The sequence below is a fragment of the Rhodococcus sp. IEGM 1306 genome, from assembly GCF_036541985.1.
Taxonomy (GTDB): Bacteria; Actinomycetota; Actinomycetes; order Mycobacteriales; family Mycobacteriaceae; genus Rhodococcus_F; species Rhodococcus_F qingshengii.
Map to the genome: position 1 here is coordinate 657201 of NZ_JAZHFF010000001.1, position 13184 is coordinate 670384.

Consider the following 13184-nt stretch of genomic DNA (forward strand, 5'->3'; position numbering starts at 1 on the left):
GAGACGAGGCGGTGACCGAGTACCGCATCGACGATCTAGCGCGCGCTGCGGGCACCACCTCGCGGAATGTACGGGCATATCAGGAACGTGGATTGCTTCCTCCGCCGGAGAAGCGTGGGCGGGTAGGCATCTACGGCGACGCGCACCTCGAACGCCTCAAGCTGATCGACACGCTTCTTCAACGAGGTTTCACCACTGCGCATATCGACGACTTCATCACCGGGTGGGAAAGCGGGAAAGACCTGACAGAGGTGCTGGGTCTGCAGCACGCGGTCACCGAACCATGGTCCCGCAGCGACACCGTGAGTATCGAGATGGCCGTCGTACGCGAGTTTCTCGGGGGAGATGCAGATGGTCAACTGGATCGTCTCGTAGATCTCGGACTGGTACAGATCGAAGGAGAGAACTGCGTTTTCACCGATCCTGCTTTGCTCAGCGGATTTTCGAGTCTCCTCGACTACGGTTTCACTCTCGATCAACTGGTCGATGTGCACGAAAAGCTTCACAACGCTGTGGACGGGATCGCCAAAGACCTGATTCAGGCGGCGAAGGATCGCATCGTCGATCAGCACGGGGTCGGTTGGCTCCCGGAGGGCGACGAGGTTGCCGGAACAGCCGAGATGCTCCAGACGATGCGTGAACTCGGTGTGGCGTCGGTACATTCGGCACTGGCCCGGGCACTCGACGCGAACCTTCAGCGTGAACTCGGCGACTATCTTGCCGCTGCGATCGGCTCGCGGAGCGACGCCGACGAGTCCGACTAGCAGCATCGATCACGTTCGGGATGTGCGGCCCGTCGCGGTGCGCTCAGCTCTTGCGTGCCTCGATCAGGAATCGACTCGAGTGCGCGACAAAAGATCCGTCGCGACGGATCTGCTGATCGAGTTCGCGGAGCCGGTCCCGATACTGCGCGACGGTGAATCCCGGAACCATCCAGATCACCTTGCGTAAGAAGTAGACAACGGCGCCGATGTCGAAGAATTCCATGCGCAGACGCTCGAAACGAAGGTCGACGACGGTGAGCCCGGCCTCAATCGCGTCGGCAGTTTCGTCCTCGTGGTGCCGTCCGCGACGAGCCTGCGGCTGAGGACCGAGAAAGTACTCGACCAGTTCGAACACGCTGGCGTGACCCACATGTTGAGCGAAGTACGTTCCTCCCGGTTCGAGTACCCGCGCGATTTCGGTCCACCACACCGTCGCTGGGTGTCGGCTGGTCACCAGGTCGAAAGCCGAATCGGCGAACGGTAGCGGCGGCTCGTCCGGATCGGCGACCACCACCACACCTCGGGGACGCAGAAGGGCGGTGGCCTTGGCGATGTTCGGTGGCCAGGATTCGGTTGCTGCCATCACCGGCGGGAGTGACGGTGCAGCGGCGAGGACTTCGCCGCCGGTCTGGATGTCCAATGCGGCGCCGGCGCGGCCGAGACGTTCACCCATCAGCCTCTGGTACCCCCACGACGGACGCTGCTCCGTGGCGCGTCCGTCGAGCCACGAGAAATCCCACCCGTCGACGGAGGCGGATTCCGCTTCGGCGACAAGTTCGTCGAAACCTCGTGACATGCTCTGTGACTCGCCTTCAGGCGTTCCTTCCGACATCACATCATCATCGTCGCGGAGGGTCGACGGTGCCAGTTGTTTACGGCTACTTCGGGGTGGCGCCGAGCATCGGTGCGAGTTGAGTGGCAATCGGGTTCAGGTTGAGCTTGTCCGGGTCCACCTTGGGCTTGCTGTCCCACGGTTGCGAGGTGTTCGGGTCGGCGAACGCGATGCGGTTGGCGCTACGAACTCCCGTTTCGCTGCCCTGAGGTGCCTGGCAGTTGGCGGCAGTGTTCAACGGGAAGTTCTGCGTCGTGTCGTCGAAGTTCGGGTCCTTGCGCTTCATCTCGTCGAGGATCGCCATGGTCCCTTCGTAACCGACGGTGCACGAGAGCGGGTTGTTGGTCTCGAGTACCAAGCCCAGATGTACTGTGCCGTCTCCCGGTGCAACGGTGGGCGCCGCCCCGGCGAGCGCAGGCAGGAAGAGCAGGAAGGGCTGCAGCGAGGGCAGTGTCGGTGCGGCTGCCGCTGCAACGGCGGAGAGGTTGGAGAGGTTGGTCGTGAGCGCGGGGCCGGCTTCGGTGACGAGAGAGCCGACTTGTTCGCTGGCCGGTATGCCGTTGTCGATCACGCGTCGGATGTCGGGGTCGCTGGTGCGCAATTGCGCCGTCAGTGCGTCGAGGTCGGTGCTGAACTGCTTGATCGCCGACGATTGATCGGACTGGGTCGTGAGCACCGTCTGGCTGTCGCGGATCAGTCCGAGGGTCTGGGGAAGGGTGTCGAGGCCCGACTGGGAGATCCCCGACAGCGAGTCGGCAAGTACCTGCAGATCTTCGCCCTTGCCGTTGAATGCCGCGCCGAGTTCTTTCGCGACGGTGTGGAGTGCGTCGACCGGAACGGAGTGCACCAGACCGTTGGCGCTGGTCAAGACATTCTCGATCGGGATCGGCGTGGTTGTGTCGCCCACGGCGATCACCGAGCCGTCTTCGAGGAACGGGCCCTGGTCGGTATCGGGCTGAAGGTCGACGTACTGCTCGCCGATGGCTGAGCGATTGGCCACCACGGCCCGCGCGGATGCGGGAATCTGCGGAGCACTGCTGTCGATCAACAGGTCGACTTCGATTCCGTCGGACGTGAGCGACATGTCACCGACGCGTCCGACGGGTACACCGCGATAGGTCACTTCGGCGTTGGTGAAGATGCCACCGGACGTCGCCAGTTCGGTTTTGACCGTGTATTGGCCGAATCCCAGAAGATTGTCCAGCCGTACGTATTTCGCTCCGACATAGATCAAGCCCAGGAGTGCAACCACGACGAGGGCGACCAGCTGCCATTTGGCGAGCTTCGACATCACCATGAGGTGACGACCCTGAACTGATGCGGTGTGTTCATGGTTCGACTCCCGAATGACAAGCCGGGTACGGCTGGTGTTGAGCGAATTGTGTTCACCCACGGACGTTCTGAGGTGAACCGGAAACTTCCGGCAATTCGTTGTTGGCGATAACTATAAACAAGTCGTCACAGATAGAAAGTCGACGCTGAGATTTCCGCAGGTCGTCGAAACGTAAGTGTCGCAGCTCACTTCGAATGCTTCGATGTGATGCAGACGGCTTTCGGTCCGGATCGGGCTTGACTTCGCCAAACATATCCATAAAAGTAGATGCGTTCCGGTTGTCGTGCAGAGGGGTGTGGTCCATGGATGCTTTGGCGATCTTCAAGGCGCTGTCCAACCCGACTCGCCTGCAGATCATGGAGTGGCTCGCGCACCCGGCGAAGTATTTCGACGAGGACTCGTATACGCAGCAGGATCTCGGGTTTCACATCGGAGTCTGTGTCGGTGACATTCAGGGGCGATCGGGACTTGCCCAGTCGGTGATCTCGGGGTATCTGCAGGGCATGAAAGACGTGGGTCTGCTCGAGTCCGAGCGCATCGGGAAGTGGACGTATTACCGACGAAACGAATCCGTGATCGGCGAGTTCAGGGAATTCGTTCGCGAAAAGCTGTAGCGGCCGAATTGCCCTCGTCGGTCGGGTTGTTCAACCAAATATATCTACATATATAGATATGTAACTGTCTTGTGTGGCGAAGTAGTGAGGAGTGTGTCGTGAAGTCGAAATTGTTGATACCGGTTCTGGCGTTGGGTGTATTCGGAATCATCACTACGGAGATGGGCATTATCGGGGTTCTGCCTCAGATCAGCGAAAAGTTCGGTATCACCGCGTCGACTGCCGGGTGGTTGGTCGGTGTGTTTGCACTCGTCGTGGCGGTGACCGGTCCGTTCACAACGCTGATCACCTCGGGAATCAACAGGAGAACCGTTCTGTTGGTAGCGATTGCAGTCTTTGCGGTCTCCAATGTGGTGTATGCGACCACATCGAGTTTCGAGGTGATGTTTGCATTTCGGATCATCCCCGCCGTGGTTCATCCGGTCTTCTTCGCTGTCGCGCTTGCAAGTGCGGTTCGTCTGGTATCGCCGGAACAGGCGACCGCCGCGGTGACCAAGGTATTTGCAGGCGTCACAGTCGGATTCGCGTTCGGCGTGCCCTTGACGTCCTATTTGGCCGAGAACTTTTCGGTGTCGACAGCATTCGTGTTCGGCGCCGTGGTCAACGTTCTCGCGTTTCTCGGGATTGTCGTACTTCTGCCCTCGGCTCCTGTGACACAACGCCTGTCGTACGGTGCACAGGTCGGGATACTTCGCCGGCCGCGCGTGTGGTTGACCATTCTTTCCGTCACCTTCGTCTTCGCAGCCATGTTCTCGGTGTACGGATACTTTGCCGAATACCTCGGCGAAGTGACCGGCATGAGCGGATCGTGGATCAGCGCGATGCTCTTGGCTTTCGGTGTCGTGATGATCTTCGGCAACTTCGTCTTCGGGGCTCTGCTCGCCAAGGGGGTGGTGCGCACGGTTGTGGCTTTTCCCTTGCTGTATATCGTCGTCTACGTGATGCTCTATCTGGCGGGCCCGTACTTCGGCGCGATGGTTGTAGCCGTGTTGGTTTGGGGTGTACTGCATTCCGGTGGACTGGTGGTTTCGCAGAGCTGGATGGGGCGAGACGCAGTCGACGCGCCTGAATTCGGCAACAGCCTTTTCATCTCGTTCTCCAACCTGGGGATCACGCTCGGCACTGCGGTCGGTGGACTGTTTCTCGCGCATTTCGAAACCCGCCAATTAGTCTGGGCTGGAGTATTGTTCGCGGTCCTGGCGCTGCTGGTGACAGGTGTTCGACTCTCGCTCAGGCACGCTCACAGCGAGAACGGTGTCAGTGTACCGGTGTAGTTCTTGGGAAGTGGGCGTGCGAACTCGCCGCGCGAACTGGTCGACAGCCCGAGGGTGACCAACGACTGAACCACCGTGACCCCAGCGGCAACGCCGTCGACTACCGGGACACCCAGTTCGTCGGACAAGTCCTGGCACAGGTCCGCCATGCCGGCGCAACCCAGCACGAGGACGTCCGAGTCGTCTTGCTCCAATGCGTCGAAACAGGCTTCCAAGATCACCTTTCGCGCGTCGGGATCACGATCGAGTTCCAGAACCGGAATCTCGCAGGAGTGGATACCCCGGCACCGAGCCTGCATGCCGTACCGGTCCACCAGATCGGCTGCGCGGCCGCGGGTTCGACCGAGAGTGGTCACGATGCTGAATCCGCGACCCAGGAAACTTGCGTAGTTCATTGCCGCTTCGGCAACAGCTACGACGGGGCCCTTGGCCAACTCTCGGGCTGCATCAAGACCTGGGTCACCGAAGCAAGCGATGACGTAGCCGTCGACTTCGTTCTTTTCTCCGGCGGCGATCTCGGTCAGGATTCCGGGGACGCTGAGAGCTTCGTCGTAGTGGCTTTCGATCGACGCGGGACCCATGGCAGGGCTGACAGCCTCGACGAATGTGCCCGAGCCTGCGACGGTCCGGGCACATTCCTCGATCTTGGCGGTCATCGCCCACGTGGTGTTGGGGTTGATCACCTTGATTCTCATGACGATCAGTCGACCGTCACAGTGTCGGGAGAGGAAGCATTCCGGACAGCTGAGGAAGAGCGCGCGGCGAGTAGGTAATAGACGGTGAATCCGAGCCCACAACCGATGAACCAGCTGTACTGCGCTGCGGTGTACATCCCGGTGAGGTCCTTGCCCAGGACCGGGACCATCGCGACGACGGCTCCCACCACGGTGGCGATCACTGCAGCAGGGTTGTATCCCTTGCTGTACCAGTAGGTTCCGGTCGGCGACATGCTGAACAGTTCGTCGACGATGACCTTCTGCTTGCGCACGAGGTAGTAGTCGGCAATCAGAATTCCGAACAGCGGACCGATGAAGGCTCCGAGGGTTTCGAGTGTGTAGTGAATAACGTCCGGATTGTTGTACAAGTTCCACGGCGTGATGAGGATCGAGCCGATCGCTGCGATCATTCCGCCGGCGCGCCAGCTGATCTTCTGCGGACTCACGTTGGAGAAGTCGAAGGCCGGGGAAATGAAGTTGGCCACGATGTTGATGCCGATCGTGGCGATGGTGAAGGTGAGTGCTCCGAGAACGATGGCGAAGGTGCTGTCGATTCGTGCAACGGTCGCAACGGGATCGGTGATCAGTTCGCCGTACACCGGCAGCGTCAACGATGCAGTGACGACGACCAACACCGAGAATACGAGGAAGTTCAACGGCAAACCGAGGAAGTTGCCCTTCTTGACGGCAGCGAACGACTTTCCGTAGCGGGAGAAGTCGCCGAAGTTGAGCATCGGTCCGGAGAAGTACGAGACAACCAGAGCGATCGCACCGAGCATGACCGGCACGGCGTCGAAACCCGAGTACTTGACGTCGCCGAGCGTGAGATCGATGGCGCTCCAGCCTGCCTTGTAGATCAGGTAGCCGCACAGCATGAACATCACGACATACACAGCCGGCCCGCAGAAGTCGATGAAGCGGCGGATCGATTCCATGCCTCGCCAGAAGACACAGGCCTGAAGTACCCACAGGAGCATGAAACTTCCCCAGCCCAGTGCGGAGAGTCCGGCGAATCCGTAGTCTTCGACGACGGCATAGGGCGCGAGTGACGGAAAGAGTTTGATCAGTACGACATCGAGGGCTGCTGAAGCGAGGAAGGTTTGAATTCCATACCAAGCCACGGCAATCAGGCCACGAATGATTGCCGGGATGTTCGCGCCGAGGACGCCGAACACGCTGCGGCAGATCACCGGATACGGCACGCCGGTAACTTGGCTGGGCTTGGCGACGAGATTGCAGAAGAAGTAGACGATCGTGATACCGACCAGCAGGGCGACGAGTACTTGCCAGCTGGCCAATCCCAGTGCGAAAAGACTACCGGCAGTGACATATCCGCCGACGCTGTGTACGTCGGACATCCAGAAGGCGAAGATGTTGTACGACGACCAGGTCTGCCTGCGAAGCGGCGCCAAGTCCTCGTTGGTCAAACGAGGGTCGTAGCCCGGCTTGATCAGGCCGCTTCCGACAGGGTGACCCGCGGCTTCGACAAGGTCACCCGATCCGCTTTCCTTTGGGGGAGTGGGGGTAGTGGTCGTTCGGGACGGAAGAATGTCGGTCATGACAGCTCCTGTGCATCAGTGCAGGAAATCAGCGGACGGTGCCACGAGCTCTCAGCGTCAGTGATGAAAACTGTGTTGAGAGAAAGGTATCGATGCTGTGTTGCACGACTATTGCGCGATCGGTATATCTTTTTCGGCCAATAGACCGGTGTCTGTCGGTAGAGTCGCGATCACGGTATCGAGTCGGCGATGATGGATTTCGGAAGCGCTCAGAAGTGCGGATGCGTCCCGACGCAGGAATGCGTCCAGCATCGCGGTGTGATCCGAGTGCAGAACCCGGCGATCGACGCCGGCAACATGGACCATCGGCTGTACTGGTTCGGTGATGTTCCAGGCAGCTTCGAACATGTGCAGAAGTCGAAGCATCTGAGACGGTCGGGTCAGTGCGAGATGAAAGTTTCGGCTCTCGCAGTGATAGGACTGAGAGTCGTCGTAGCGCAATGCGATCTCCAAACGGGAGTTCACCTCGACGGCGTGTTCGTGATCCTCTTCGGTTGCCTGCTCGACAGCGACGGCCAATGCAGCTGATTCGAGAGTTTCGCGGACGATGTACATCTCTCGCAGTTCTGCCGGCGTCAGCTGAGCAACGGTGTAGCCGAATTGATGTCGATGGTCGACCAAGGACTCTCCGACCAGTGTTTTCAGTGATTCCCGCACAGGTATTCGACTGACACCGAACACATCAGCCACGTCGCCGAGAGGAATCGGGGTACCCGGAGGCGCCGAACCCGACAGAATCACTCGCCGCAGTTCGTCGAGGATCGTTTGTTGCGGACTTCCGGGAGCATCGATTACCAGTTGCGTCAGCAGTACCGATCTACGGCGCGGCGGCATGTCGGTCTCCCTTCGTCTGTCTGCCAGAGTAGGAATACGTTGTTTCGTCTGCGTGACACCGGTGTGGCCGTCGTGCATCTCGCACTCGGGGGAGAACAAGTGGGCTCCGATCACATGCTCGCGTGAGTGCTGCTCGGGAGGCCGATCGTGGGGGTAGCGTTGTTGTGTAGTGGTATGGCAGAAAGCGAGTCGGTCGATGGCATCCGCTGTGCGCTCAGAAGCCGACCAGCGAGTTGTCGGCAACCTGCCCTTGGAGCTGACGAGTTTCGTCGGTCGTCGGCGTGAGTTGGCCGACGCCAGGAGATTGTTCGAGACGTCCCGTTTGTTGACACTCACCGGGATCGGTGGCGTGGGCAAGACACGGCTCGCGATCCGACTTGCGGGCGCGTTGCAACGGGTGTTTCGAGATGGTGCCTGGTTGGTGGAACTGGGGGAGCAGACAGATTCGGATCTCCTCGAAGATCATGTCGCCGTGACCCTTGGTGTCCGGTCGGTCTCGTCGGCGGACCCGCTGCAGGCATTGATCGACTACTGCGCCGATCGGAGTCTGCTGTTGGTGCTCGACAACTGTGAACATCTGGTCGATGCCGTCGCTGTGTTCGTAGGCGCGATCCTACGGCGATGTGCCGGCGTCAAGATCCTGGCGACGAGCCGCGAATCGCTGGGCCTGGGCGGTGAGGTGACGATGCGCGTTCCCTCACTCACCACACCGCAGCAACAGCCGCCCGAATTCGAGGGAATTGCCCAGTACGAATCGGTGTCGTTGTTCACCGAGCGTGCGGCTTCCGTCGTACCTGGTTTCACCCTCACCGAGGAGAACAAGCGCGCCGTTGCGCATATCTGTCACGACTTGGATGGACTCCCACTTCCGATCGAACTGGCGGCAGCTCGCCTGCGTGGTATGTCTGCTGAGCAGATCATGAACAGGCTCTCGGATCGATACCGACTTCTTACAACGGGTGGACGCGACGTTCCGAGTCGTCAACAGACGCTGCGATTGTCGATCGATTGGAGTTACGACCTCTGCTCGCCAACCGAACAGCAGTTGTGGGGGAGGTTGTCGGTGTTCTCGGGTGGGTTCGATCTCGATGCCGCTGAGGGCGTGTGTGGGCAGGACATGAATTCGACCGAAGTGCTCGATCTCGTCACCGCGTTGGTCGAGAAGTCCATCCTGATTCGTGAGGAAACCGACGGGGATGTTCGGTACCACCTCCTCGACCTACTCCGGGAGTACGGACATGAAAAGTTGGAGTCCGCCGGTGAGTATTCCGCTCTGCGTCGAAGCCATCGTGATTGGTTCGAGGCACTGGTCGTTCATGCGGAAGCCGAGTGGATCAGTGGCCGGCAAGCTGCCTGGATCGCAAGGCTCGGTCGTGAACAGCGCAACGTCAACGATGCGTTGGAGTACTCGATTTCCACTGCCGGAGAGGCGCGATCTGCAACGCGAATGGTCGGTGCGTTGTACAGATTCTGGCTTGCAGGTGGATTACTTGTGCAGGCGCGTTATTGGACGGATCGAGCCTTGAATGCACAGGATCGAGAGCTGGATCCGTTCCGAGTGGATGTCTTGGCCATCGACGCCGTGAATCACGCGATGCAGGGGGAACTCGAACGGGCAGAAGAGTTTGTCGACGAGAGTTGGCGCCTGGCAAACGACTTGGCGGATGTGCGCTCGCGCGGCTTGGCGACGTGGGGAGACGGATACGTCGATACCTTCAGAGGTAACTTCGATACCGCTACAGCCAAGCTGGAATCCGCGTTGACGCTGTTTCGACTCGACAAGAATCTGCTGCATGTTGTGATCGGGCTGGACACCTTGGGAGTCGCGTACTTCCTGTCCGGCGCTCTTGATCGCTCTGTGGAGTGCAACGAAGAGATTCTCGCGATCACCGTGCCCGCCGACGAGATGATGTTCCAGGCATTTGCGCTGGGAACTCTCGGGCTCGTGAGCTGGCTCCGAGGTGAATTGGATGCCGCAAGTGACTATTTGACTCGAAGTCTGAGAATTCTCGATGCCCCGATGAACTCGGCGTGGTGTATCGAGCCGTTGGCGTGGATTGCTGCAGCGCAACGTGATTGGAAGCATGCAGCGGTTCTGCTCGGCGCGGCAGCCATGTATTGGCAGAAGGTCGGGGGACGGCTGGCGGGCCTGCCGGGTTTGTCAGCTCATCACGACACTGCTGCAGAGACTGCTCGCAAAGCCATGGGTGACGATGCTTTCGACAAGTCGTTTCGCAGCGGGTTTGCGATGTCCGAAGGTGAAGCTGTCGCATATGCGCTCGACAAGCGCTCCAGTGTCACGACTGCGTCGTCGGCTGAAGGGCCTCACCTCACTCCGCGTGAGCAACAAGTTGCGGAACTGGTTGCCCAAGGGTTGACCAATCGCGCGATTGCGGAGCACTTGGTAATCTCGCTGCGCACCGCTCAGGGACACGTGGAACACGTACTGACAAAACTGGGATTCAGTTCCAGAGCGCAGATCGCAGCGTGGTACGTCTCGACCGCGCAGGAGCGTGACTCGCGTGAGGTCAATGGTTCAGCAGGCCGGAGTTGACGTCCGATAGCAGTTCACCACGGTCGTCGCCGCACAAGCAGAACACCGGGTAGCGCTTACCTTCTTCACGCCCCTGAAAGAACACTCGTAGCGGTGCAGGCGCATCCACGCGAGGAGATTCGGTGAGGAAAGTGTACAGCCACGGCCCCTCGTCCAATTCCACGATGGCGAGAACGGTCGAGGGGTCGCCGTGAACCGTTCGCCAGGACACGACAGTGCCGTCTCCGCAACACCTCGTCACGTCCAACCGCTCCCCACGACACCTGGCGCAGACCGCGCTCGCGGGTGAGAGGATGACATCACATTCCGCGCAATGGGGGAGTGTCAATCGTTCGGCTCGCGACGAGCGATTCGAATATCGCCGCGATACACGCTGTTTCATCGAGCTTGCGGGATTCATGTCAGTAACGTCGGGCGAGGTAGTACGGCATCGAGTCCACGGGTGCGCGTTCGACCGACTCCCCGGACGTCGGGGCGTGAACGACCTCACCGCCTCCGGCGTAGATCCCCACATGCTCCCCGCCGTAGTACAGGACCACGTCACCCGGCTGTAGATCGTCCCGGGAAACTGGAGCGCCGCCAACCGCCTGGTCGGAGCTGGCTCGCGGAATCGAAACGCCCGCTTGTGCATAGGCCCATTGAACGAGACCGGAGCAGTCGAACGAGTCCGGCCCGGTCGCGCCCCAGACGTACGGAGCGCCGATCTTGGACTCTGCGGCTGCCAATACGCGGCCTGTATCCGAGGAAGCGAAAGCTGACACCTTCGCCTGATTCGTGTCGACGGAAACTGCGGCGATGTTCCAGTCCCGAAGCACGGGGGCCTGAGCGTTCGCGGTGTCGATACTCACGGCAAGGGTTGTCAGGGAAAGAACGCCGACGACAAGCGCCCTTCCGAGTGCATGCTTCCTCGTGCGGGGGTCGGTGAATCGGTGGTGCGACATTTCTCGTGTTGCCTTTGCGTCGATGCGTCCCGAAGCAGTTGTCCAGCTGGGTGTGATCGGGCTTCGGCTTGCGACACTCAGCCTGGTTGCGCCTCGACGTGTTCGCACCGGTCAGTTGGACGGGGTGCATACCTGTTTCGAGTGGCGTTGTGGGTGCAAGGCCTGTTGATCGATCGCGAGAACTTCGACGGACTTTCGTGATCCGAATCAAGGAGGGCACGGCGGCCGGCGTCCCCCGGCTCCGGTCAGGCGATTCGCAGCGGGAGCGCCGAACGCTCAACAGTGGCACGGTCGGATGGACCACGATCCTGCGCACAAATGGCTGCGCGAACAAGTACGTGAGGCAACGTCTGGCTGGATTCGGCAGACGTTCTGTACTCTCGCAGTCATGCAACAGCGGAGCACAGGAACGGTGACACGGTCACTGTTGCTGCTTCTGCTGCCGTTCATCGCTCTTCTCGCAGTGCCTCCGCTTGGTTCCTCGGGTAGCGCCGCGGTGCTGGGAACTGCGATTGCCGTCTTCGTGGTCGCTGCGCTCGCAACCTCCTCGAAGTACGAACTTCTGCAACTGTGCGCGGTTTCGGCCACTGGCCCGTCTGATGACGAACGCTGCCTGCGTGGTGCTTTCCGCAGGCAGAGCAGCCCGGACGCGCCCGGTCGTCCGCAACCTCGAGCTCCGGGAATCGGTCTGTAGATCGGCAGTCGACGGGTGTGAACTCGTCGTAGGTCGGTCAGACGTCTTGCGTCCACAACCATTCCCGCGCTCTCATCTCTCTGAGCGTGCCTCTCGGTGAGGTTCATTCGTCATGCTCGATTTTGTCTACTACCCCGTGTCCGGAATCCTCTGGTTCTGGCACAAGGTCTTCTCACTGGTCTCCGGATCACCCGACAACGGCGTCGTGTGGGCGTTGTCGGTCGTATTTCTCGTCTTTACGCTCAAAGCCCTGCTGTTCAAACCCTTCGTCAAGCAGGTCCGCACTCAACTGGTGATGCAGAAGCTGCAACCTCAGATCAAGGCGTTGCAGAAGAAGTATTCGGGTGACCGGCAGAAACTCACTGTAGAGATGGCCAAGCTGCAGAAAGAACATAATTACAGTCCGTTGCTCGGCTGTCTGCCGATGCTGGTTCAGGCACCGGTGTTCATTGGTCTTTATCACGTCCTGCGATCGTTCAATCGGACTGGAGCGGCATCGCACGTCCCGTTTCTGAGCCCGACCGAACCGATGTCGGTGGCGGACAACGCGAACACGGCCAACTACTTCTTCAGTGCCTCGGACGTGCAGTCTTTTCTCGACGCCAAACTGTTCGGCGCACCGTTGTCCGCCATGATTTCGAGCCCGGCAGCACAACTGGAAGCATTCGGCGACGTCAGCCGTATCTCCATCATTCTGGTAGCGGTACCGCTGATGATATTTGCCGCCGTCGCTACACATTTCACATCGCGGGCATCCATCGCGCGCCAAGTGGACACCGGAACCGTCAACCCTCAAACAGCGATCATGAACAAGCTCGCATTGTGGGTGTTTCCGGTGGGGGTGATCGCTTTCGGTGCGTTCGCGCCCGTGGCGATCCTGCTGTATTTCGTGAGTAACAACTGCTGGACGCTGGGACAACAGCATTTTGTGTACGGACGCATCGCTGCGGAGCAGAAGGAAGCCGAATCGTCGCCGACTCCCGGAATGACCGCGCCCCCGTCGCCCAGAGTGGCTGCACCGCCGCTGCCGGGCGCCAAGCCCATCCGCGCCAAGCGCAGGCGATGACGG

The 13184-nt window shown here is 60.0% G+C and carries 13 protein-coding genes; 6 read left to right on the forward strand and 7 right to left on the reverse strand.

Translation table 11 applies throughout. The features are described from left to right. Positions 1 to 11: 11 nt before the first annotated feature. On the forward strand, positions 12 to 764 hold the full coding sequence (locus V3587_RS03310; RefSeq protein ID WP_030535276.1) for a MerR family transcriptional regulator: 753 nt from the start codon (positions 12 to 14) through the stop codon (positions 762 to 764). 43 nt (positions 765 to 807) lie between these two features. On the opposite strand, the gene V3587_RS03315 is transcribed toward V3587_RS03310, so the two are convergent. Continuing rightward, a complete protein-coding gene (locus tag V3587_RS03315; RefSeq protein WP_283376239.1) occupies positions 808 to 1560 on the reverse strand; it encodes a methyltransferase domain-containing protein in 753 nt (250 codons plus the stop codon). Between the two features lie 82 nt (positions 1561 to 1642). After that, positions 1643 to 2893 (reverse strand): MCE family protein, encoded by a 1251-nt coding sequence (locus V3587_RS03320; RefSeq protein ID WP_020908890.1) that lies wholly within the window; start codon positions 2891 to 2893, stop codon positions 1643 to 1645. A gap of 338 nt (positions 2894 to 3231) precedes the next feature. On the opposite strand from V3587_RS03320, the gene V3587_RS03325 reads away from it, so the two are divergent. Beyond that, entirely contained in the window at positions 3232 to 3543 is a 312-nt protein-coding gene (locus V3587_RS03325) for an ArsR/SmtB family transcription factor (RefSeq protein ID WP_007733929.1), read from the forward strand. A 98-nt stretch (positions 3544 to 3641) separates the two neighbouring features. Then, entirely contained in the window at positions 3642 to 4817 is a 1176-nt protein-coding gene (locus V3587_RS03330) for an MFS transporter (RefSeq protein WP_064687638.1), read from the forward strand. Here V3587_RS03330 and V3587_RS03335 read toward each other — a convergent pair. From V3587_RS03335 to V3587_RS03345, 3 genes are all read right to left on the reverse strand, one after another. Next, the gene (locus V3587_RS03335; protein ID WP_064687637.1) at positions 4784 to 5512 is read right to left on the reverse strand and encodes an aspartate/glutamate racemase family protein; all 729 of its coding nucleotides are present in this window, start codon (positions 5510 to 5512) and stop codon (positions 4784 to 4786) included. The two genes, V3587_RS03330 and V3587_RS03335, sit on opposite strands and share 34 nt — an antisense overlap. Before the next feature lie 5 nt (positions 5513 to 5517). Continuing rightward, a complete protein-coding gene (locus V3587_RS03340) occupies positions 5518 to 7092 on the reverse strand; it encodes an NCS1 family nucleobase:cation symporter-1 (RefSeq protein ID WP_064687636.1) in 1575 nt (524 codons plus the stop codon). 108 nt (positions 7093 to 7200) lie between these two features. Further along, complete coding sequence (locus V3587_RS03345) at positions 7201 to 7926, reverse strand: GntR family transcriptional regulator (RefSeq protein ID WP_064114424.1); 726 nt, start codon at positions 7924 to 7926, stop codon at positions 7201 to 7203. A 196-nt stretch (positions 7927 to 8122) separates the two neighbouring features. Between V3587_RS03345 and V3587_RS03350 the strand changes: the two genes are divergently transcribed. After that, entirely contained in the window at positions 8123 to 10480 is a 2358-nt protein-coding gene (locus V3587_RS03350; protein WP_283376118.1) for an ATP-binding protein, read from the forward strand. On the opposite strand, the gene V3587_RS03355 is transcribed toward V3587_RS03350, so the two are convergent. Together V3587_RS03355 and V3587_RS03360 are read right to left on the reverse strand one after the other, a co-directional pair. Next, entirely contained in the window at positions 10455 to 10691 is a 237-nt protein-coding gene (locus V3587_RS03355) for a hypothetical protein (protein WP_283376119.1), read from the reverse strand. The genes V3587_RS03350 and V3587_RS03355 overlap by 26 nt on opposite strands. Before the next feature lie 190 nt (positions 10692 to 10881). Next, positions 10882 to 11421 carry a C40 family peptidase gene (locus V3587_RS03360; protein WP_283376120.1) on the reverse strand — a complete coding sequence of 180 codons (540 nt, stop codon included), beginning with the start codon at positions 11419 to 11421 and terminating at the stop codon, positions 10882 to 10884. A 388-nt stretch (positions 11422 to 11809) separates the two neighbouring features. On the opposite strand from V3587_RS03360, the gene V3587_RS03365 reads away from it, so the two are divergent. After that, positions 11810 to 12115, forward strand: a complete 306-nt coding sequence (locus V3587_RS03365) for a DUF6412 domain-containing protein (RefSeq protein ID WP_029256089.1) — start codon at positions 11810 to 11812, stop codon at positions 12113 to 12115. A gap of 112 nt (positions 12116 to 12227) precedes the next feature. Beyond that, positions 12228 to 13181 carry a membrane protein insertase YidC gene (yidC, locus tag V3587_RS03370; protein ID WP_003939695.1) on the forward strand — a complete coding sequence of 318 codons (954 nt, stop codon included), beginning with the start codon at positions 12228 to 12230 and terminating at the stop codon, positions 13179 to 13181. Positions 13182 to 13184: the final 3 nt, after the last annotated feature.

What these genes read in the sequence shown, in the direction of transcription:
- V3587_RS03320 (WP_020908890.1), bottom strand. Translation starts at nt 2,893, where the DNA reads ATGGTGATGTCGAAGCTCGCCAAATGGCAGCTGGTCGCCCTCGTCGTG.
- V3587_RS03345 (WP_064114424.1), bottom strand. Translation starts at nt 7,926, where the DNA reads ATGCCGCCGCGCCGTAGATCGGTACTGCTGACGCAACTGGTAATCGAT.
- V3587_RS03335 (WP_064687637.1), bottom strand. Translation starts at nt 5,512, where the DNA reads ATGAGAATCAAGGTGATCAACCCCAACACCACGTGGGCGATGACCGCC.
- V3587_RS03315 (WP_283376239.1), bottom strand. Translation starts at nt 1,560, where the DNA reads ATGTCACGAGGTTTCGACGAACTTGTCGCCGAAGCGGAATCCGCCTCC.
- V3587_RS03340 (WP_064687636.1), bottom strand. Translation starts at nt 7,092, where the DNA reads ATGACCGACATTCTTCCGTCCCGAACGACCACTACCCCCACTCCCCCA.
- yidC (WP_003939695.1), top strand. Translation starts at nt 12,228, where the DNA reads ATGCTCGATTTTGTCTACTACCCCGTGTCCGGAATCCTCTGGTTCTGG.
- V3587_RS03360 (WP_283376120.1), bottom strand. Translation starts at nt 11,421, where the DNA reads ATGTCGCACCACCGATTCACCGACCCCCGCACGAGGAAGCATGCACTC.
- V3587_RS03325 (WP_007733929.1), top strand. Translation starts at nt 3,232, where the DNA reads ATGGATGCTTTGGCGATCTTCAAGGCGCTGTCCAACCCGACTCGCCTG.
- V3587_RS03350 (WP_283376118.1), top strand. Translation starts at nt 8,123, where the DNA reads ATGGCATCCGCTGTGCGCTCAGAAGCCGACCAGCGAGTTGTCGGCAAC.
- V3587_RS03365 (WP_029256089.1), top strand. Translation starts at nt 11,810, where the DNA reads ATGCAACAGCGGAGCACAGGAACGGTGACACGGTCACTGTTGCTGCTT.